At 72.9% G+C, this 18572-nt stretch carries 19 protein-coding genes and 1 pseudogene; 9 read left to right on the plus strand and 11 right to left on the minus strand.

What is annotated here, in order from left to right:
- Positions 1–50: 50 nt before the first annotated feature.
- Entirely contained in the window at positions 51–1991 is a 1941-nt protein-coding gene (locus ABGB11_RS37060) for a Xaa-Pro dipeptidyl-peptidase (RefSeq protein WP_347640164.1), read from the plus strand.
- Positions 1992–2057: 66 nt separating this feature from the next.
- Here the strand turns inward: ABGB11_RS37060 and ABGB11_RS37065 are convergent, their stop codons facing one another.
- Positions 2058–2828 (minus strand): MBL fold metallo-hydrolase, encoded by a 771-nt coding sequence (locus ABGB11_RS37065; protein WP_347640165.1) that lies wholly within the window; start codon positions 2826–2828, stop codon positions 2058–2060.
- A 64-nt stretch (positions 2829–2892) separates the two neighbouring features.
- Positions 2893–3975: a DNA polymerase domain-containing protein gene (locus tag ABGB11_RS37070; RefSeq protein ID WP_347640166.1), complete on the minus strand. Its 1083-nt coding sequence runs from the start codon at positions 3973–3975 to the stop codon at positions 2893–2895.
- Positions 3976–4026: 51 nt separating this feature from the next.
- Between ABGB11_RS37070 and msrB the strand changes: the two genes are divergently transcribed.
- Positions 4027–4428, plus strand: coding sequence for a peptide-methionine (R)-S-oxide reductase MsrB (gene msrB, locus ABGB11_RS37075; protein WP_347640167.1), 402 nt, complete (start codon positions 4027–4029; stop codon positions 4426–4428).
- Positions 4320–5096, plus strand: coding sequence for a TIGR04222 domain-containing membrane protein (locus ABGB11_RS37080; RefSeq protein WP_347640168.1), 777 nt, complete (start codon positions 4320–4322; stop codon positions 5094–5096). The genes msrB and ABGB11_RS37080 overlap by 109 nt, the downstream gene beginning before the upstream one ends.
- On the opposite strand, the gene ABGB11_RS37085 is transcribed toward ABGB11_RS37080, so the two are convergent.
- The 3 genes from ABGB11_RS37085 to hemG are packed head-to-tail and all read right to left on the minus strand — an operon-like array spanning position 5093 to position 7855.
- Positions 5093–5671, minus strand: a complete 579-nt coding sequence (locus ABGB11_RS37085; protein ID WP_347640169.1) for a hypothetical protein — start codon at positions 5669–5671, stop codon at positions 5093–5095. The genes ABGB11_RS37080 and ABGB11_RS37085 overlap by 4 nt on opposite strands.
- A 56-nt stretch (positions 5672–5727) precedes the next feature.
- A complete protein-coding gene (gene hemQ / locus ABGB11_RS37090) occupies positions 5728–6426 on the minus strand; it encodes a hydrogen peroxide-dependent heme synthase (RefSeq protein ID WP_347640170.1) in 699 nt (232 codons plus the stop codon).
- A complete protein-coding gene (gene hemG, locus ABGB11_RS37095) occupies positions 6383–7855 on the minus strand; it encodes a protoporphyrinogen oxidase (protein ID WP_347640171.1) in 1473 nt (490 codons plus the stop codon). Before hemG ends, hemQ begins: the two co-directional genes overlap by 44 nt.
- Positions 7856–8072: 217 nt before the next feature.
- Here hemG and ABGB11_RS37100 point away from each other — a divergent pair, with 217 nt between their 5' ends.
- Positions 8073–9104 carry a DUF4349 domain-containing protein gene (locus tag ABGB11_RS37100; RefSeq protein ID WP_347640172.1) on the plus strand — a complete coding sequence of 344 codons (1032 nt, stop codon included), beginning with the start codon at positions 8073–8075 and terminating at the stop codon, positions 9102–9104.
- Between the two features lie 21 nt (positions 9105–9125).
- Here the strand turns inward: ABGB11_RS37100 and hemE are convergent, their stop codons facing one another.
- The gene (gene hemE / locus ABGB11_RS37105; protein ID WP_347640183.1) at positions 9126–10148 is read right to left on the minus strand and encodes a uroporphyrinogen decarboxylase; all 1023 of its coding nucleotides are present in this window, start codon (positions 10146–10148) and stop codon (positions 9126–9128) included.
- Positions 10149–10373: 225 nt separating this feature from the next.
- Between hemE and ABGB11_RS37110 the strand changes: the two genes are divergently transcribed.
- The 4 genes from ABGB11_RS37110 (at position 10374) to efeU (ending at position 13696) form a co-directional block, all read left to right on the plus strand.
- Complete coding sequence (locus ABGB11_RS37110) at positions 10374–10583, plus strand: hypothetical protein (protein WP_347640173.1); 210 nt, start codon at positions 10374–10376, stop codon at positions 10581–10583.
- 154 nt (positions 10584–10737) lie between these two features.
- Positions 10738–11304 (plus strand): DUF3000 domain-containing protein, encoded by a 567-nt coding sequence (locus tag ABGB11_RS37115; protein ID WP_021600136.1) that lies wholly within the window; start codon positions 10738–10740, stop codon positions 11302–11304.
- A 184-nt stretch (positions 11305–11488) separates the two neighbouring features.
- Positions 11489–12727, plus strand: coding sequence for a ribonuclease D (locus tag ABGB11_RS37120; protein ID WP_347640184.1), 1239 nt, complete (start codon positions 11489–11491; stop codon positions 12725–12727).
- Positions 12728–12838: 111 nt separating this feature from the next.
- Positions 12839–13696 (plus strand): iron uptake transporter permease EfeU, encoded by an 858-nt coding sequence (efeU, locus tag ABGB11_RS37125; RefSeq protein ID WP_347640174.1) that lies wholly within the window; start codon positions 12839–12841, stop codon positions 13694–13696.
- Between the two features lie 10 nt (positions 13697–13706).
- Here efeU and ABGB11_RS37130 read toward each other — a convergent pair whose 3' ends face one another.
- The 5 genes from ABGB11_RS37130 to ABGB11_RS37150 all read right to left on the minus strand — a co-directional run bounded on the left by ABGB11_RS37130 (position 13707) and on the right by ABGB11_RS37150 (position 17391).
- Positions 13707–14069 (minus strand): hypothetical protein, encoded by a 363-nt coding sequence (locus ABGB11_RS37130; RefSeq protein WP_347640175.1) that lies wholly within the window; start codon positions 14067–14069, stop codon positions 13707–13709.
- A 79-nt stretch (positions 14070–14148) separates the two neighbouring features.
- Positions 14149–15342 (minus strand): ABC transporter permease, encoded by a 1194-nt coding sequence (locus ABGB11_RS37135; protein WP_347640176.1) that lies wholly within the window; start codon positions 15340–15342, stop codon positions 14149–14151.
- Entirely contained in the window at positions 15339–16034 is a 696-nt protein-coding gene (locus ABGB11_RS37140) for an ABC transporter ATP-binding protein (RefSeq protein ID WP_347640177.1), read from the minus strand. Before ABGB11_RS37140 ends, ABGB11_RS37135 begins: the two co-directional genes overlap by 4 nt.
- Positions 16031–17056 (minus strand): peptidoglycan-binding protein, encoded by a 1026-nt coding sequence (locus ABGB11_RS37145; RefSeq protein ID WP_347640178.1) that lies wholly within the window; start codon positions 17054–17056, stop codon positions 16031–16033. Before ABGB11_RS37145 ends, ABGB11_RS37140 begins: the two co-directional genes overlap by 4 nt.
- Positions 17057–17064: 8 nt before the next feature.
- Entirely contained in the window at positions 17065–17391 is a 327-nt protein-coding gene (locus ABGB11_RS37150; protein ID WP_347640179.1) for a hypothetical protein, read from the minus strand.
- Between the two features lie 610 nt (positions 17392–18001).
- Between ABGB11_RS37150 and ABGB11_RS37155 the strand changes: the two are divergent.
- Positions 18002–18448: pseudogene (locus ABGB11_RS37155) on the plus strand (transposase); the annotation flags it as partial.
- Positions 18449–18572 lie beyond the last annotated feature (124 nt).

The following is an 18572-nucleotide window of genomic DNA, read 5'->3' on the forward strand; positions in this document are numbered from 1 at the left end:
ACCGGAGGTGCGGGTTGGCCAGGCGATCCCTGAGACGAACCCGGCGGACGATGACGGTGGCCGTGCTGACGGGCGTCGCGCTCGCCGGCACCGGCGGCGGCGCGACGGCGCTGGCCCGGACGTCCCCCAAGATCGTGGTGAAGGGCGGCGTGACCCAGCCGGTCTTCTCCTACAAGGACGCGATCCGCGAGCACGTCTACGTCGAGTCCGGCGTGGACAGCGACGGGGACGGCAGGAAGGACCGCGTCAACGTCGACATCGTCCGGCCCAAGGAGACCGAGAACGGCCTCAAGGTCCCGGTGATCATGGACGAGAGCCCGTACTACGACAACGCCGGGCGCGGCAACGAGAGCGAGCTCAAGACCTACGACGCAAACGGGAACCCGGTGAAGTTCCCGCTGTTCTACGACAACTACTTCGTGCCGCGCGGGTACGCGTTCCTCGCCGTGGACATGGTGGGGACGACCCGCTCCGACGGCTGCCCCGTGAGCGGCGGTCCGAGCGACGTCCTCGGCGGCAAGGCCGTGGTCGACTGGCTCAACGGGCGCGCGAAGGCCTTCCGGCCGGACGGCAGCCCGGTGAAGGCGACGTGGACGACCGGCCGCACCGGCATGATCGGCAAGTCCTACGACGGGACGCTCGCCAACGGCGTCGCGGCGACCGGCGTGCAGGGGCTGGAGACGATCGTCCCGATCGCGGCGATCAGCAGCTGGTACCAGTACAGCCGCATGAACGGCGTGAAGTACTGGACGGACGAGCAGCCGGGACTCGCCGACTACGTCGACACCGACCCGCCCGCCAAGTGCGCCGCCGTGAACGCCGGCCTCGACGAGGGCGAGGACGACGCGACCGGCAACTACAACGCCTACTGGAAGACCGCCGACTACCGGAACGGGACGATCGCCGACGCCCGCAAGGTCCGCGCCAGCATCTTCGCCTACCACGGCGTCAACGACCTGAACGTGAAGGACGACCACTTCGCGCTCTGGTGGGAGGCCCTGGCGAAGCGCGGCGTCGAGCGCAAGGTGTGGCTGTCGCAGCGCGGCCACGTCGACCCGTTCGACATCCGGCGGGACGACTGGGTGCGGACCCTGCACCGGTGGTTCGACCACGAGCTGCAGAAGATCCCGAACGGCATCATGCGGGAGCCGCGCGCCGACATCGAGGTCGGGCCGGACCAGTGGATCACCCAGCGGGACTGGCCGTCCCGGGACGCGCGCACCCTCGTCCTGCGGCCGGGGGCGGACGGCTCGCTCGGCCTGAAGCCCGCGGCCGGGGGTACGACGGCCGCGTTCACCGACGCTGCCGGCCCGCGAGGCGACGGCCACCCGGAGAGCGCGATGGTGGCCGACCCGACGACCGCGCAGCCGTACCGGGCCGCGTTCGTCTCCGCTCCGCTGCCGAAGACCGGGCGCCTGTCGGGCACTCCCGCGGCGCGGCTGCGGATCAAGCTGGACAAGCCGACGTCGAACGTCACCGCGCTGCTCGTCGACTACGGCGAGGACACCCGGGTGAACTACCTCGGCGCCGGGTCCGGCATCCGGACGCTCGACACCGAGGACTGCCACGGTGAGAGCACCCCGTCCGACGACGCCTGCTACAAGCAGACGGAGGTCACGACGGTCGCCTCGCCCGTCAACGTCGTCGCCCGCGGCTGGCTCGACGCCCAGAACGACCGGTCGCTGAGCCGGCCCCGGCCGCTCACGCCAGGCCGCTACTACACCGTCGACTGGGAGACGCTCAGCCAGGAGTACGTGCTGAAGAAGGGCCACCGCCTGGCGCTCGTCCTCGCCGGAACGGACGCCGACTACAACACCGAGACGCCCACGGGCGCCCGGGTGACGGTGGACCTGCGCGGAAGCTCCATCAGCATCCCGGTCGTCGCGACCGAGGAGGACGTGAACACCCTGGTCGCGCCGCCGCGGACGAGCACGACGTGGCGCGGGCCGTCCAAGGTCGACCTGCCCGTCCAGGAGCGCAAGCTCTACTGACCCGACCGGCTCCACCGAGCGTCCTTGAGGCCCGCCGCCCCCGAGTCGGCGGGCCTCAAGCACGCCCTACAGGGCGATGCTCTCGCCCGGGTCGAGGAGGTGGAGGCGGTCGGTGAGCGCGGCCTTGTCGAAGGCGGGCGCGATCGTGTCGCGGCCCTCGGAGAAGTGCGCCCAGCCTTCGAAGTGCAGCGGGACGACCTGGGCGACGCCAAGGATCGTGGCGGCCTCGGCAGCGCCCTCGCTGGTCAGCGTCAGGTGGGCGTCGCCCATGAGCGGGGTCTGCGCTCCGCCGGCGAAGATCACGGCGACGTCGACCGGGGCGAACCGCTCGGCGACGGCCCGCACGACGTCGAGCGATGCGTTGTCGCCGCTGACGTAGGTGGTCGGCACGCCTTCGCCGGACAGCACGAACCCGGTGACCGGGCCGGTGAGGTGCTCGGTGCCGTCCGGGCCGTGCCGGGCCGGGACGCCGGTGACGCGGAGCGTCCCGCCGTCAGGGCGCGGCAGCTCGGTGTGCTCCCAGTTCGGCAGCGCGCGGGCCGTGCCGCCGAGGCGCCCGGCGGCGGTCTCCGTCGTCAGCGTCAGCGGGACGTCCGCCAGGTACGCCCGGCCGGCCGTGTCCAGGTTGTCCGGGTGCTGGTCGTGGGAGAGCAGGACCGCGTCGACCGCGCCGATCTCGTCCGGGCCGACGACCGCGCCGATGGTCTTGGTCAGCTTCCGCGACCCGATCGGGTAGTCGCCGGGCGCGTCGAACGTCGGGTCGACGAGGAGCCGCACGCCTCCGATCTCCAGGATCGCGCTCGGGCCGCCGAGGTACCGGACGTTCAACGAGGTCATACTTCCACCTTCGACTCGACCATCTGCACGACGGTTCAAATCGAGGCGCGGCGGCGGATATTCCCTACTGGTTGTCGGTGTCCTTGCTGGGCTGGACGCGTTTGGGCTCGCCGGGCATCTTCGGATAGTTCGGCGGGTACGGCATGTCGCCGAGGCCGTGGTCGTTCTCGTCGCGGTCGGCCATCTCCAGGAGGCCCTCCAGGGAGAAGGACTCCTCGTCGATGGACGCGTGGAGGTCGCCGAGCTCGGCGAACCGGGCCGGCATCGTGGCGATCGTGAAGTCGTGCGGGTCGGCGTCGGCCAGCTCGTCCCAGGTCACGGGGGCCGAGACCGGAGCGTGCGGGGCCGGGCGGACGCTGTAGGCCGACGCGATCGTCCTGTCGCGCGCATTCTGGTTGAAGTCGATGAAGACCTGCTCGCCCCGTTCCTCCTTCCACCACTTGGTGGTGACCTCGGCGGGTGCGCGGCGCTCGACCTCGCGGCCGAAGGCGAGGGCGGCGCGGCGGACCTCGGTGAACGTCCAGCGGGGCTGGATCCGGACGTAGATGTGCACGCCGCCCTTGCCGGACGTCTTGACGTAGCCGGTGTAGCCCAGCTCCGCCAGCAGGTCGCGGGCCGGGCCGAGCGCCACCCGGACGGCGTCGGAGAAGCCGGTGCCGGGCTGCGGGTCGAGGTCGATGCGCAGCTCGTCCGGATGGTCGACGTCGCCCTTGCGGACGGGCCACGGGTGGAACGTCAGCGTGCCGAGGTTCGCCGCCCAGGCGATCACGGCGACCTCGGTCGGGCAGACCTCGTCGGCGGAGCGCCCGCTCGGGAAGGCGATCCGGGCGGTCTGCACCCAGTCCGGCGCGCCCTTCGGGATGCGCTTCTGGTAGAACGCGTCGGACTTTCCGGCGCCCATGCCCGCCTGGCCGCGGGCGTAGTCCTCCCGGGTGGCCATCTTGGCGCCCTCGAAGACCCCGGCGGGCCAGCGTTCCAGCGTCGTCGGGCGGTCGCGCGTGGCGCGCAGGATGCCGTCCCCGACGGCCACGTAGTACTCCACGAGCTGCCGCTTGGTGTAGCCGTGCTCGGGAAAGTAGACCTTGTCGGGATTGGTCACCTTGACGAGCCGATCCCCGACCGGGATCTCGATGAAGGGCGAGGCCATGCCTGCACGCTAACCCACCGGTCGGACAAGGTGCCGGGTACGGTCGGGGGTATGGAGAAGATCCGCAAGAGCGAGGACGAGTGGCGGGCGCAGCTCAGCCCCGAGGAGTTCCACGTGCTGCGCGAAGCGGGCACCGAGAAGCCCTTCACCGGCGAGTACACCGACACCAAGACGGTCGGCGTGTACCGGTGCCGCGCCTGCGGAACCGAGCTGTTCCGGTCGGAGACCAAGTTCGAGAGCCACTGCGGCTGGCCCTCCTTCTACGCCCCGTCCGACTCCGACGCGGTCACGCTGATCGAGGACCGCTCGCTCGGCATGGTCCGCATCGAGGTGCGGTGCGCCGTGTGCGACTCGCACCTGGGCCACGTCTTCCACGGCGAGGGCTACGACACCCCCACCGACGACCGCTACTGCATCAACTCGGTCTCGCTCACCCTCGAACCCGCCGAATAGGCCAACCGGAGCGAGCGTCCAGGCGTCTTCATGGGCGACGGCACGCCGCCCGGAGGGCGCCCATGGAAGAGATCGATCCCTACGAGACGGCGTACCTGTGCGGGGGGCCGAGACGGGTCGTCGAGACCGCGATCTTCGTCCTGTACCGGCAGCGCCGCGTCAGGGTCTCCCGGGGAACGCACCGGATCGACGCCGTGATGCGCGAATCGGACGACCCCGTGCAGGAGGCCGTGCTCAGGGAGATCCCGGACGTGGGACGGCTGCTCGGGCAGGTGATCTCAGCGGCCGCGACGTCGCCCGAGATGCGCCCTATCGCGCAGAAGCTGGCCGAGGACGGCCTGCTGCGCCGCGGCCTGCGCCGCCGGACCCGCAAGGGCGTGAAGGCCCGCCGCCGGCTCACCGGGCAGGGGGCGGACGAGCCGTCCCCCGTCCTCCGGGTCGCCATGATCGGCCCGGCCGGGATCGAGGAGGCCAGGATGCGGGAGATCCTGGAGAGCGACGACCCGGAGCCGATCAGCCTCCCCAGAGGGGCCCCCGGAGGCCGGACGCGCGGCCGGGGTCTGGGGCTGGGCGCCGGCGGCGACGCCGAGGGGGACTCGCACGGCGACGGCTGGGGTTCCGGAGGCGATGCCGGCGGCGGAGGCGCGGGCGGGGGCGGGGGCGACTAGCGGGTCTCTCCGACCTCGCAGTCGTCCTTGTCGCTCTGCTTGTTGGCGAGGACGACGCTGCCGTTGTCGTCGCTCTTGCCGTGGACGAAGACGCGGGGCTCGTCGTCGCCGCCGTCCTCCAGGAACTGGGTCGTCCACTCGCAGAGGTCGAGAGCGGGCCGGGAGTTCTCGTCCTCCTCGCCCAGATCGGTGTAGACGCGGACGAAGGTGCCGCTGCGCCGGACCTCGGTGACGTGCTTGACGACCTTCTTGTCCGGGTCCTTGGTCTCGAAGTACGGCACCGCGTCGGTGATCTCGTCGGGGTCCCCGACGGCCTCGGCGCTCTCGTGCGGGGACGGCGTGGATCCGGTGCGGGCGGCGACGGTGGCGCGGGACCCCGACTCCGAACCGCCGGGCAGCAGCAGGAGGCCGGCGACCACGGCCACCGCGACGACCGCGGTCGCCCCGCCGGAGGCGGCGAGCCGGAGCCGCCGCGACTCCCGCAGCGCCCCGACCATCCGGTTCCACTGGATCGCGAGCTTGGGCGGGGGCTTGGCGTGCCGTCCGCGGGAGTGCTTGGCGGGAGACTCGGTCACGGACGGCACTTTACTGCGGATTCGCCCCATCCTCCGCCGAGTTGAGGTGATCGGCGTCAGGCGAGTCCGGCGACCAGTTCGGCGACAGGCTTGCGGCGGCCGGTGTAGAACGGCACCTCCTCGCGGGTGTGCAGGCGCGCCCTCGCGCCGCGCAGGTGCCGCATCAGGTCGACGATGCGGTGCAGCTCGTCGGCCTCGAACGCCAGCATCCACTCGTAGTCGCCGAGCGCGAACGCCGACACCGTGTTGGCCCGTACGTCGGGGTAGTCGCGCGCCATCCTGCCGTGCTCGGCGAGCATGGCGCGGCGCTCCTCGTCCGGCAGGAGGTACCACTCGTACGACCGGACGAACGGGTACACGCACACGTAGCCGCGCGGCTCCTCGTCGGCGAGGAACGCGGGGATGTGGCTCTTGTTGAACTCCGCGGGGCGGTGCAGCGCCATCTGCGACCACACCGGCTCGCTCGCGCGGCCGAGGGCCGTCCGGCGGAACCGGGTGTAGACCTCCTGGAGGTCGTCGGACGTGGGCGCGTGCCACCAGAACATGTAGTCGGCGTCCGCGCGCAGCCCGGCGACGTCGTAGGCGCCGCGGGTGGTGACGTCCTTCTGCGCCGCCTGGTCGAGCAGGTCCTGGACCTCGGCGGCCTCCGTGTCGCCGGCCGTGCCGGGCCGGGCGACCCGGAAGACCGACCACATGGTGTAGCGGATGACGTTATTGAGTTCGCGTGCCTTCGGCTTGCCCGCCGGCTCGGTCATGATCCTCTCCTTCTCGACTGCGCAGGTCGTCCAGCACCCGGGCCGCCGCCGCCCGCGCGGAGGCGATGCACGCGGGGATGCCGAGGCCGTCGTAGGCGGCGCCCGCGACCGCCAGCCCCGGCGCCGCGGCGACCGCGACCCGGACCTTGGCCACGCGGTCGGCGTGGCCCACGTTGTACTGCGGGAGGCCGCCGCCCCACCGGGTCACCCGGGTCTCCACAGGCAGCTCGGTGACGCCGCAGGTCGCGGCGAGCTCGGCCATGGCCGTGGCGACCAGCTCCCCGTCGGAGCGCTGGAGGGTGCGCTCCTCGCCGAACCGCCCGACGGAGCAGCGCACCGCGATGACGCCGGGCTCGCGCTCGCGCAGGTGAGGCCATTTCACCGAGCTGAACGTGACGGCCTTGACCCCCCGGCCGCCGCTGTCCGGGTCGCTCTCGACGTTCGGGACGAGGTAGCCGCTGCCCCTCGGGAGCCGCGGGAACGCGGTGGCCCGGTAGGCCAGCGTGACGATCGCCATGCTCGCGTACTCGATGGCGGCCAGCTCCCGCGCGGCGGCGGGCACGTCGTGCTCCAGCAGCCGGGCCGCGGGGGCCGCCGGGACCGCGATCACCACGGCGTCGGCGTCGAGGTGCTCGGGGGCGCGGGCCGGGCCGACGGTGAGCCGCCAGCCGTGCTCGCGGCGGCGGAGCTCGCGGACCATCGCGCCGGTCCGGACCGTCCCGCCGGCCTCCTCGATGTCGCCGGCCACCAGGTGCGGGAGCGTCCCGAGCCCGCCCGGCAGGGTCGCGAAGACCGGACCGGGGTCCTTGGGCGCGGCGTCCCGGATGCCCTGGACGGCGTGCATCAGCGAGCGGTGGCTGCGCGCGGCGGCGGCGACCGCGGGCAGGGTGGAGTCGAACGACAGCAGCTCGGCGCGTCCGGCGTAGACGCCGCCGAGCAGCGGCTCGACGAGGCGGTCGACGACCTCGCGGCCGAGGCGGGCGCCGATGTAGTCCGCGACGGAGACGTCCGTGCCGCGCGGCGTCTCGGGCAGGACCAGGTCGAGCGGGACGCGCGCCAGCCCGGCCGGCGACAGCACCTGGGAGGCGGCGAGCGCCTTCAGGTCGGCCGGGACGCCCATCACCTGCCCGGACGGGATCGGCCGCAGCGACCCGCGGCTGACGATCGCCGAGGACGTGGTGCCGGGGTTCACCAGGTCGCCGGAGCGGCCGAGGTCGCGCACCAGGTCGAGGCCCTCGGGACGGCGGGCGAGCATCGACTCGGCGCCCTCGTCCACCGGGATCCCGGCGATCTCGCTGACCCGCAGCTTGCCGCCGATCCGGGGGGAGCCCTCCAGCACGGTCACCCGTACGCCGCCCCGGGCGAGCAGGCGCGCGGCGGCGAGGCCCGCGATGCCGCCCCCGACGACAACGGCATGGGACGTGGACATGCCTCCAGCCTTCCAGACGCCCCGCGGAACCGCGCACCGGGGCGTCCGGAGCGGCGGGCGTCACACCCCCGGCCGTCCTGACCGACGGCTGGCCCCGGCGGGAGTGCGGATCACGGCCCGCGCGGGGGCCGGGCCGTGATCCGCGCGTGCCCTCACCGTTCCCGCATCGCGATCCCCCTTCCGGAACGGTGATGTGCGTCACCCCCGTCCAAGCCTCATGCGGATCGTCAGGAACATCACCAGTGCACTGGTCGTCCTGCTGCTCGCCGGAGTCCTGGCGGGATGCTCGGGCGGCGGAAGCGATTCATCGGGAGCGTCCTCCGAGACGGTCGACCGCGGCGGTGCCCGAGCGCCGGCCGCGACGAGCGGGGCGGGCAAGCAGTCCGGTGCGACCGGGGGCGGCTCCGGGGGCGGAAGCCGGGCGCAGCCGCCCCTGCCCTCCGCGCGCGAGGTCGTCCACTCGGCGCAGCTGCGGGTCCGGGCAGGCGACGTGGAGAGCGCCGCCACCAAGGCCAAGCAGATGGTCACGACGGCGGGCGGCTACGTCGAGCAGGAGTCGACGTCCAGCGCCCCCGCCCGCTCGGAGATCGCGCTGAAGATCCCGACCGATCGGTACACCGACGTCCTGAACCAGCTGGGCACGCAGCTCGGCACCAAGCTCTCGCTCAGCCAGCAGGCCGAGGACGTCACCGGCGAGGTCGCCGACGTCGAGGCCCGGGTGCGGTCGGCGAAGGCCACGCTGGAGTCGTTCCGCAAGCTGCTCGAACGCGCGAACTCGGTCAGCGAGATCATCAACGTCGAGCAGGAGATCGCCGAGCGCGAGTCCGACCTGGAGTCGCTCCAGGCGCGCCACAAGTCGCTCACGCACCGCACCGCGTTCGCGACCGTGACCGTGACGATCGTGACCGAGCCCGCGGCGCCGAAGAAGCAGGAGGAGCCCCGCGGCGGCTTCGTCGGCGGCCTGCAGAACGGCTGGGGCGCGTTCACCGCCTTCATGGGCGCCCTCGCCACCGTGCTGGGCTGGCTGCTGCCGTTCCTCGTCACGGCCGCCGTGCTCGGCATCCCCGTGCTGGTATTCCGGCACCGGCTGCGCGACCGCCTCTCACGCTGGGGCCTGGCCGGCGCGCCCGGCCCGGCGCCGCGGCCCGAGCCCGAGCCTGAGAAGGCCGCCGTCGGCTCCGGCGACGGGGCACCGCCGGAGCGCCCGGCGGGATCTGCGGGGGCGGCCGGACCGCCGCCGCCCGCCTGACGCGGACCCGGCCGCGCGGCCTCAGCCCTGCCGCGCGGCCTCGGCGCTCGCCTCGTGGACGAGGTCCGCGAGGCGGGCGAGCACGTCCGGGTCCGTGGACGGAAGGACGCCGTGGCCCAGGTTGAAGATGTGCCCCTCGGCGGTGCGGCCGCGGGCCAGCACGTCGCGGGCCCGGCCCTCGACGGTCTCCCACGGCGCGAACAGGACCGCCGGGTCGAGGTTGCCCTGCAGGGCCTTGCCCGGCTCGACGCGGCTGACGGCCTCGTCCAGCGGGACTCGCCAGTCGACGCCGACGACGTCCGCCCCGGCCTCGCCCATCAGGCCGAGCAGTTCGCCCGTCCCGACGCCGAAGTGGATGCGCGGGACGCCGAGCGGCTCGATCTCGGCGAAGACGCGGCGGGTGTGCGGCAGGACGGACTCGCGGTAGTCCTGCGGGGCGACGGCGCCCACCCACGAGTCGAAGACCTGCACGGCACTCGCGCCGGCCGCGATCTGCACCTTGAGGAAGTCGATCGTGAGGTCGGCGAGGCGCCCGAGGAGGGCGGACCACAACTCCGGCTCGCCGTACATCATGGCCTTGGTGCGCTCGTGGTTCTTGGACGGGCCGCCCTCGATCAGGTACGAGGCCAGCGTGAACGGGCCGCCGGCGAACCCGATCAGCGGGGTGTCCCCGAGCTCGCCGACCAGGCCCTCGACGGCCTCCGCCACGTACGGGACGTCGCCGGGGTCGAGCCGGCGCAGCGCGTCCAGATCGGCCGGGGTGCGGACCGTGTCGGCGATGACCGGCCCGACGCCCGGCTTGATGTCGAGGTCGATCCCGATCGCCTTGAGCGGGACCATGATGTCGCTGTAGTAGATCGCCGCGTCGACCGCGTACCGGCGCACCGGCTGCATCGTGATCTCCACGATCATCTCCGGCCGGGTGCACGACTCCAGCATCGGGACGCCCTCGCGCAACCGCAGGTACTCCGGCAGGGAGCGGCCCGCCTGGCGCATGAACCACACCGGCGTGTGCGGCACGGGCCGGCGCCGGCAGGCCAGCAGGAAGGGGCTGTCCGCGAGGCCACCGCTGCCGGGCGGATTCGCGGGGTCGTCGTTCGGGCGGGTGAAGTCAGCGGTCACGTGGCGATGGTCCCACGAATCGCGTTGCCAAGGCACAGGAGTGACGCGTGCGACGGCATGAACTTCCGGACACGCCGAGCGAAGTCCCGCATTCTGTCACCGGCGCGTGCGAACGTGATGCGTGTCATAGCCGAGGGAGGTTCCCCCTTGTACTGCTCCACCTGCGGTGATGAACGTGCGTTCGAGCAGCCGCCGTGTCCGGACGGTCATGGCGAGGAGTGCCCCGAAAGGGCCTGCACCGGCTGCGGCACGGCCATCCTGGTCGGCCTGCCGCCGGTGATCGCCCCGGCCCCCGTCCGGGTGGCCGGCGCCGGACCGGCGCGGGACCGCGCCACCACCGTGCGGGCCGTGGCCTGACCGGCCCCGCCCCCGAGACGAAACCACCTGTGCCGTGCCTTTCTCCCCTCCGCGTCCCCCCGTCGCCCCGTGCGGCGGCACCCCGTCCCGGCCCCGCCCGCCCGAGCCGGTCCCACGCAACCCGTCACTCCCCCGCGATCAGGCCGGTCCACCCATGAACCCACCTGCCTTCCAGCGGGCCGCCGACACGCTGCGCGAGATCCTCGACGGCCCCGCCCTCCGGCCGGAGCTCGACCTGGAGGACATGCCCGCCCCGCAGCGCCTCGCGCCGTACGCGGCGGCGATGTCCGGCAGCGTCTACCGCGACGACGACACCGAGGTCGCCACCGGGCGGCTGATCGTGCTGTACGACCCCGAGGGCCGGTCCGGCTGGACGAACGGGTTCCGCGTCGTCGCCTACATCCGCGCCGACCTGGAGCCCGACATCGCCGCGGACGAGCTCATCGGCTCCGTCGCGTGGGACTGGCTGCTGGAGGCGCTGGAGCCCGCCGGGTACGCCGGCGTCTCCGGCACGGTCACCCGCGCGGTGTCGGAGAGCTTCGGCGACAAGCGCGGCGAGCCGTCCACGACGGAGCTGGAGCTGCGCGCCTCCTGGTCGCCGGCCGGCGACGATCTCACCGGTCACGTGCTGGCGTGGTGCGAGGTGATGTGCACCACGGCCGGGCTGCCGCCGACCGGCGTCGCGGCCCTGCCGGACCGGCCGGGCGGCGGGGGCGGCTGAGCGACGTACGGTAGGGGGCGTGAGCACAGCGTCCGAGACCGAGGCGGCGGGGGAGAACACGGAAGCAGTGGGAGTGTCCGATACGCGCGCGACCGGCCCCGACACGGGCGCCGGGGCGGAGAAGACGGCGGAGGCGGCGGCAGCCGGGAGCGTTCCCGGCCCGGCCCGGACGGAACCGGGCCCGGTGGGCGCGGAGGCCGGCACCGGTCCCCCCGCCGTCCCGCTGCTGGAGCCGCGCGAGGGCGTCCCCCCGGTGCTCACCGCGGCGGCCGACCTGGAACGTGTCATCGCGGCGCTCGCCGCGGGCACCGGCCCGATCGCGGTCGACGCCGAGCGGGCCTCCGGCTACCGGTACGGGCAGCGCGCCTACCTGATCCAGCTGCGCCGCGCGGGCGCCGGCACCGTGCTGATCGATCCGATCGCGCTGCCCGACCTGTCCGGGCTGGACGCGGCGCTCGCCGACACCGAGATGGTGCTGCACGCCGCCAACCAGGACCTCCCCTGCCTGGCCGAGGTCGGCCTCGTGCCGCGGCGGCTGTTCGACACCGAGCTGGCCGGGCGTCTGCTCGGCTACCCGCGGGTCGGGCTCGGCTCGATAGTCGAGAACGTGCTGGGCTTCGTCCTGGAGAAGGGGCACTCGGCGGCCGACTGGTCGACGCGGCCGCTCCCGGAGGACTGGCTGCGCTACGCCGCGCTCGACGTCGAGCTGCTGGTCGAGCTGCGCGACGCGCTGCAGGAGGAGCTGGAGGCCGCGGGCAAGCTGGAGTGGGCGCTGGAGGAGTTCGCCGCGATCCTGTCCACGCCGCCGAAGCCGCCGCGCCCCGACCCGTGGCGCCGCACCTCGGGCATCCACCGGGTGCGCAACCGGCGGGCGCTCGCCACCGTCCGGGAGGTGTGGGAGACGCGCGACAAGATCGCCCGCGAGCGGGACCTGTCCCCCGGGCGGGTGCTGCAGGACGCCGCGATCATCGAGCTGGCGCAGAAGGCCCCGAAGACCCCGGCCGAGCTGCAGTCCCTGTCGACGATGCGGGGCCGCGGCGCCCGCCGGCACCAGTCGGCCTGGCTGCGCGCCGTCGCCCGCGCCCGCGACCTGTCCGACCGGGCGCTGCCGGAGTCCAACCTGCCCGGCGACGGCCCGCCGCCCGCGCACCGCTGGGCCGACCGCGACCCGGAGGCCGCCAAGCGGCTCACCGCGGCCCGCGCCGTCGTCGCCGCGCTCGCCGACGAGCACTCGATGCCGTCGGAGAACCTGGTGCAGCCCGACTTCGTCCGCCGGCTCGCGTGGACGCCGCCCGCCGAGTCGTCGGCGTCCGCGATCGGCGCCGCGCTGCGCGAGCTCGGCGCCCGCGGCTGGCAGGTCGAACTCACCGCCCAGCCCTTGGCCAAGGCCTTCCTCCGCCTCGAAACGAAGGGCGAGCTCTGACCTCTGGGGCCCGGCCGTGATGGGGTCGATGTTCGCGAGGGGTGGGCGCGGAGCTCAGATCGGCTTAGGTTAGGTTTGCCTAAACGTCTGTGACCTCCGAGGAGTGCGGCGATGCTACTGGGCAACTTCCTCATCGGCCTGCGCGAGGGGCTCGAGGCCGCCCTGGTCGTGAGCATCCTGATCGCGTATCTGGTGAAGACCGGGAACCGCCGCGCCCTCGTCCCCGTCTGGACGGGCATCGCGATCGCCGTCGCCCTGTCGTTCGCGTTCGGCATCGCGCTGAGCGCCGCGTCGTCGGAGATGCAGTTCAAGACGCAGGAGCTGTTCGGCGGCGTCCTGTCGATCATCGCCGTGGGCCTGGTGACGTGGATGGTCTTCTGGATGCGGCGCACCGCCCGGTTCATGAAGGCGGAGCTGGAGGGGAAGCTGGAGGGCGCGCTGAACGTCGGGCCGCTCGCCCTCACCGCCGTCGCGTTCCTCGCCGTCGGGCGCGAGGGCCTGGAGACCGCGCTGTTCCTCTGGACGAACATCTCCAACTCGTCCGGCGGTTCCGCCCAGCCGATCACCGGCGCCTTCCTCGGCCTCGCGGTCGCCATCGTGCTCGGCTACCTGCTCTACCGGGGCGGCCTCAAGATCAACCTCAGGCGGTTCTTCACCTGGACGGGCGCCGCGCTCATCGTCGTCGCCGCGGGCGTGTTCGGGTACGGCTTCCACGACCTGCAGGAGGCCGAGGTGTTCCCCGGCCTGCACGCGGTCGCGGTGGAGCCGCACCTGTTCTTCGCCAAGTTCGGCGACGCCGGCGACTGGATGCAGACGGTCTTCCAGGGCGTCCTGAACGTCACCCCGCAGATCACTTGGCTCCAGCTGGTCATGTGGGCGGCCTACCTGGTGCCGGTGATGTTCCTGTTCCTGCGCGGCCCGTCGGCGTCCAAGCCCGCCGCCGAGACCGCCGAGACCGCCGCGACGTGACCCTCCGGGATCACAGGTCGGGCAGGGGGTCGCGCGGGAGGCTGTCGCGGGCGAAGATCTCCGCGTCCGCCGCGTTGACGACAGGGACGTACTCGTCGTCCACCTCGAACACGGCGCCGGCGAACTCGAACGACGCGCCGGCGCCGGTCTCCACCGGCCCGATGCGGGTGCCGCGCGGGTAGCTGCCCCAGACGGTCTTCGGGGTGCTGCGGCTCAGCGCACCGGTGGAGATCACCGCGATCTGCTCGTCGGTGACGACGAAGATGAAGCCCGCCCCTCCGCCGTAGGCCATCGCGGGGAAGATGTAGCGGATCTCCCCGTCGATCCCGAGGAACTCCCGGCAGCGCTCACGGAGCGGACGTGGCACCGGCATGGCGGATCGGGCACCTCCCCGGGGGCGGATCGTCGTCGGCGTCACAATCATGCCCCGGGACGCCGGAGCGTGACCAGACTCAGGCCGCCGCCAGCGCCGCGGTCGGCGGAAGCCGCGCCGCGCGCATCGCCGGATACAGGCCCGCGACCGTCCCGATCGCCAGGGTCGCGGCGAGGGCACCGCCGAGCGCCCATGCGGGCACGACCGGCGGCCAGCCCTTCCACAGCGCGAACCCGGTGGTCACCGCCGCGCCGAGGACGACCCCGGCCGCGCCGCCGAACGCCGACAGCAGCAGCGACTCGGCGAGGAACTGCACCCGCACCTGCCCGCGGGTCGCGCCGAGGGACCGGCGCAGCCCGATCTCGCGGCGCCGCTCCAGCACCGAGATCACCATGGTGTTGGCGACGCCGACCCCGCCGACCAGCAGCGCGACGGCGCCGAGCCCGAGCAGCAGCCCGGTGAACGCCCCGGCCGCGGCGGCCTTGGCCTCCAGCGCGTCCGAGGGGCGGCTGACCTCGACCTCCTCGGGATGCTCGGGGTTGACCGTCCGGGCGAGGACGTCCCGGACGTCGTTGACCGACGCGTCCGTGGACCGCTCGTAGATCGTCGTCGGATGCCCGCCGAAGCCGAGGTACCGCTCCGCGGCGTCCCAGCCGACGAGGGCGGAGCGGTCGATCTCCGGGGCCAGCTCGGCGGGCCGCAGGACGCCGAGGACGACGAACCACCGGCCGCCGATCCACACCTGCCCGCCCGCCCGGTCCAGGCCGAGCCGCCGCGCCGCCTCCGAGCCGAGGACGACGCCGGGATACCGTCCGGTGCCCGCGTCGATCCCGCGCCCGCTCGCGGTCTCCACACCGAGCGTGCCGAGCAGGCCGGTGGTGGCCGCCTGCACGGAGATGCCCTGCGTGACCTCGTCGGGGATCCGGTCGGTGCGCCGGACGGTCGCGTCGGTGGCGCCGGTCGCGCCGACCGCGGTGACCGGCCCGATCCGGCGCACCATCTCCGGCGCCGTCTCCGGCAGCTCCGCCGTCTCGCCGAACAACGTGTCGCCCGGCTTGGCCGTCAGCAGGTTCGTGCCGAGCCGGTCCAGCCTGCGCAGCAGGTCCTCCTTGCTGGACGACGAGATCCCGATGACGGCGACCATCGTGGCGATCCCGATCGCGATGCCGAGCGCCGACAGCACGACCCGCGCGGGCCTGGCCCGGAGCCCGCCGAGCCCGACCCGCACGACGTCGCCGGCGCCGAGCCGCGCCGGTGCGAGCGCGTCCCTCATCGGCTGCCCACCCCCGCCCGCTCGTCGGCCACGACGAGGCCGTCCCTCAGCCTGATCCGGCGCGGCGCGCGGGAGGCGACCTCCAGGTCATGGGTGATGATCGCGACGGTGGTGCCCGCGCGGTTCAGCTCGTCCAGCAGCGCCAGCACCTCGGCGCCCGCGGCGGTGTCGAGGTTGCCGGTCGGCTCGTCCGCGAGGAGCAGGTCCGGCTCCCCCACGACGGCCCGCGCGACCGCGACCCGCTGCTGCTCGCCGCCCGACAGCTGGTGCGGCCGATGCCCGGTCCGCTCCCCCAGCCCGACGCGCTCCAGAGCCGCCCGCGCCCGCTCCCTCCGCTCCTTCAGCGGAACCCCGCTGTAGAGCAGGCCGTCGGCGACGTTGTCGAGGGCGCTGACCCCGGCGGCCAGGTGAAACTGCTGGAACACGAACCCGATATGCCGGGCCCGCAGCGCCGACAGCTCCCGGTCGCCGAGGCCGGCGACCTCGTGCCCGGCGACCCGCACCACGCCCCCGCTGGGCCGGTCCAGCGTCCCGATCATGTGCAGCATCGTCGACTTCCCGGACCCGGACGGCCCGACGATCGCGGCCAGCTCCCCCGGCGCGATCACCAGGTCGACGCCCCGCAATGCGGCGACACCGCCCGCGTGCTCCTTGGTCACCCCGGCCAGCTCGACGATTCCGTGCGCGCTCATCCGGCCGGCACCCCGACCTTCACGCCCTCGCGGATCCCGGCCCCGCTGATCTCGACGCGCCCCCCGCCGAACACCCCCGCCTCCACCGGCACCAGGCGCCGCCCACCGGCATCGACGACCTCGACCCCGAACCCGCCCTCGCGCAGCGCCAGCAGCGCCTCCACCGGCACCGACAGGACGTCCTCCCTGCGCTCGCTCTCCAGCTCCACGGTGACGGGCGCCTCGTCCAGCCGCCCCGTCCCGCCCCCGATCGAGATGTCGACATCGACCGTGGTCTTCTTCTCCTGCCCCGACCCCGTGGACTCGGCGACGCCGCCCACATCAGTGATCTTCCCTTTGACAGTACGACCACCAGGCAGTTCGACCGCCACCGCAGCGCCCTCCTTCGCGAGGTCCTGCTTGTCGGCCTCAAGATCGACGTGCACGACCCGCTTCGTCCCGGCGACCGTCAGGACGGGCTGCCCCTGGGCGATCCGCTTCCCCTCCGGCGCCTTGACCTCCCGGACCCGCACGGCTCCCCCCAGGAACACGACCTGGCTCCCGTCGACCCGTCCGGTCTCCTCAAGGCCCCTGGCGTCCTGCCACTCCCTGACCGCCGCCTCGGTCGCCCCGGTGAACTGCTCATCGACGGTCATATCGCCGTACCCGAGAGCCCTGAGGTTCTCTTCGAGCTGCCGGACATCGCGCCCCGAGTCCCCCTCCCCGAGCGCGCGGTACATGGGGCTGCCGCCGTACATCAACGTGACCGGCCGCCCCGCCACCTTGAGCAACGTCCCGCCCCGCTTGACCGTCCGTCCCGGCTCCGGCGCCCACGTCACAACACCGGACGCCCCCGCCCAAACCTCACGCGGGTCGCCATAAGTGAGCGTCCCGTCGACCTTCTCGGTATCGACGAGATCACCCCGACTCACAACGGCGGTGGCCACCGGGGACGCGGGCCCGGCCGCCGCCTCACCCCCGTCCAGCGTCCAGGCCAGGGCACCACCCCCGCCCACCACCACGACGGCGACACCTGCGACCACGCCCCGCCTCACTTCCCGGCCCCCGGCAGGAGTTCCCCGCACGCCTCCCGCGCCTTGTCGATCTTGCTCCGGTCGACCTTCCCCGTCGGGAGCTTGATCTGCCCGTCCGGCCCGGGATCCGGAAGGTCCACCCCGTTCTCGCGCATGCACTGCGCGAACTTGACGTACTGGTCGCGCACCTTCGGGTCCTTGAGGTCGGGCATCTTCCCGCCCGCCTGCAGCCACTGCCGGCACTTGTCCAGCGCCACCTCCAGCTTCTTCCGGTCGCCCCCCTTCCCCAGCCGCATCGGCTCCTCACCACCGGGATCGGGCACGTCGACCCCGTTCTCCCGCATGCACCGCGCGAACTTCAGCTCCGCGTCCTCCGGCGAAAGCGACCCAGTAGGCGAAGCCGAAGCAGACGCCGTGGCCGCCGCGCCCCCCACGCTCGCGACCCCGCTCCCCCCATCGTCCTCACCACACGCCGACAGCCCCAAGACCAGCGGCACCACCAGCACGGCACCCCAAACCCGATTCCCCATCACATCCTCTCCGCCAGAGCCCGCTGCCCCAGCGAAAAGCCATGAGACGCCCGAGAGGGTTAAACCCGCATTAGCCGCGCAGCCTCTCCGGAGATCGAACCGAGTCGAAGGAAGTCATCAAACAAGCCTTTCACCAGCACAAACGCCCAGAGGGGCAGCGGTGAGTCGAAACGGATCGAGCCCCATTGGCTCCCCGCTCTGACTTCCAGAACCCCCCGAACGAGAGAGGAGGCCCTCGTGTCCTAGAGATCACCGCAGACAAAAAGTCCGTCGTCCCGGACGACCCGTGACCCTTTTCATCCTCGGGTGAGCTCGTGGGACTGTACGGTTTTCGGTGTAACTCCTGATCAAGGAGTGACACCTGATGACGACTGAAGTGAAGACGGAGGCCGTGGTGGCCGAGCCCGACGAGAAGCGCGGTCCGGTGGCCGTGGTCGAGCAGGAGCTGGTCGGCCGGCTGGTCGCCCAGGCCCGCGAGCAGGGCCTGGAGCTGACCGGTGAGGGCGGTCTGCTGGCCAAGCTGACCAAGCGGGTGCTGGAGTCCGCCCTCGAGGGCGAACTCACCGACCATCTGGGCCGGGACCGCCATGAGCGGGCCGGTGAAGGCGGCGGGAACGTCCGTAACGGGCACCGGTCCAAGACCGTGGCCACCGAGGTCGGGCCCATCGAGATCGACGTCCCGCGGGACCGTGACGCCACCTTCGAGCCGAAGATCGTCCGCAAGCGGCAGCGGCGTCTGACCGGGGTGGACGAGATGGTGCTGTCGCTGTCGGCCAAGGGCCTTACGCACGGGGAGATCTCGGCTCACCTGGCCGAGGTGTACGGCGCCTCGGTGTCCAAACAGACCATCTCGACCATCACCGACAAGGTCTGAAGCGCCCCGAAGATTCCGGACAGTGACCCCACTACAATGGGGTGGTCCGGAAAGGTAGTGATTTGGCTCGTCCGAAGAGGAAATTCTCCCCGGAATACCGGGAAGAGGCAGTGAAGATGGT

It is taken from the genome of Actinomadura sp. B10D3, assembly GCF_039871695.1.
GTDB classification, from domain to species: domain Bacteria; phylum Actinomycetota; class Actinomycetes; order Streptosporangiales; family Streptosporangiaceae; genus Spirillospora; species Spirillospora madurae.

Bases quoted from the DNA above. Each gene is read 5' to 3' on its own strand.
- ABGB11_RS37070 (WP_347640166.1), bottom strand. From the start codon at position 3,975: ATGGCCTCGCCCTTCATCGAGATCCCGGTCGGGGATCGGCTCGTCAAG.
- ABGB11_RS37100 (WP_347640172.1), top strand. From the start codon at position 8,073: ATGCGGATCGTCAGGAACATCACCAGTGCACTGGTCGTCCTGCTGCTC.
- ABGB11_RS37150 (WP_347640179.1), bottom strand. From the start codon at position 17,391: ATGCGGGAGAACGGGGTCGACGTGCCCGATCCCGGTGGTGAGGAGCCG.
- hemG (WP_347640171.1), bottom strand. From the start codon at position 7,855: ATGTCCACGTCCCATGCCGTTGTCGTCGGGGGCGGCATCGCGGGCCTC.
- ABGB11_RS37060 (WP_347640164.1), top strand. From the start codon at position 51: ATGACGGTGGCCGTGCTGACGGGCGTCGCGCTCGCCGGCACCGGCGGC.
- ABGB11_RS37140 (WP_347640177.1), bottom strand. From the start codon at position 16,034: ATGAGCGCGCACGGAATCGTCGAGCTGGCCGGGGTGACCAAGGAGCAC.
- ABGB11_RS37065 (WP_347640165.1), bottom strand. From the start codon at position 2,828: ATGACCTCGTTGAACGTCCGGTACCTCGGCGGCCCGAGCGCGATCCTG.
- hemQ (WP_347640170.1), bottom strand. From the start codon at position 6,426: ATGACCGAGCCGGCGGGCAAGCCGAAGGCACGCGAACTCAATAACGTC.
- ABGB11_RS37130 (WP_347640175.1), bottom strand. From the start codon at position 14,069: ATGCCGGTGCCACGTCCGCTCCGTGAGCGCTGCCGGGAGTTCCTCGGG.
- msrB (WP_347640167.1), top strand. From the start codon at position 4,027: ATGGAGAAGATCCGCAAGAGCGAGGACGAGTGGCGGGCGCAGCTCAGC.
- efeU (WP_347640174.1), top strand. From the start codon at position 12,839: ATGCTACTGGGCAACTTCCTCATCGGCCTGCGCGAGGGGCTCGAGGCC.
- ABGB11_RS37115 (WP_021600136.1), top strand. From the start codon at position 10,738: ATGAACCCACCTGCCTTCCAGCGGGCCGCCGACACGCTGCGCGAGATC.
- ABGB11_RS37135 (WP_347640176.1), bottom strand. From the start codon at position 15,342: ATGAGGGACGCGCTCGCACCGGCGCGGCTCGGCGCCGGCGACGTCGTG.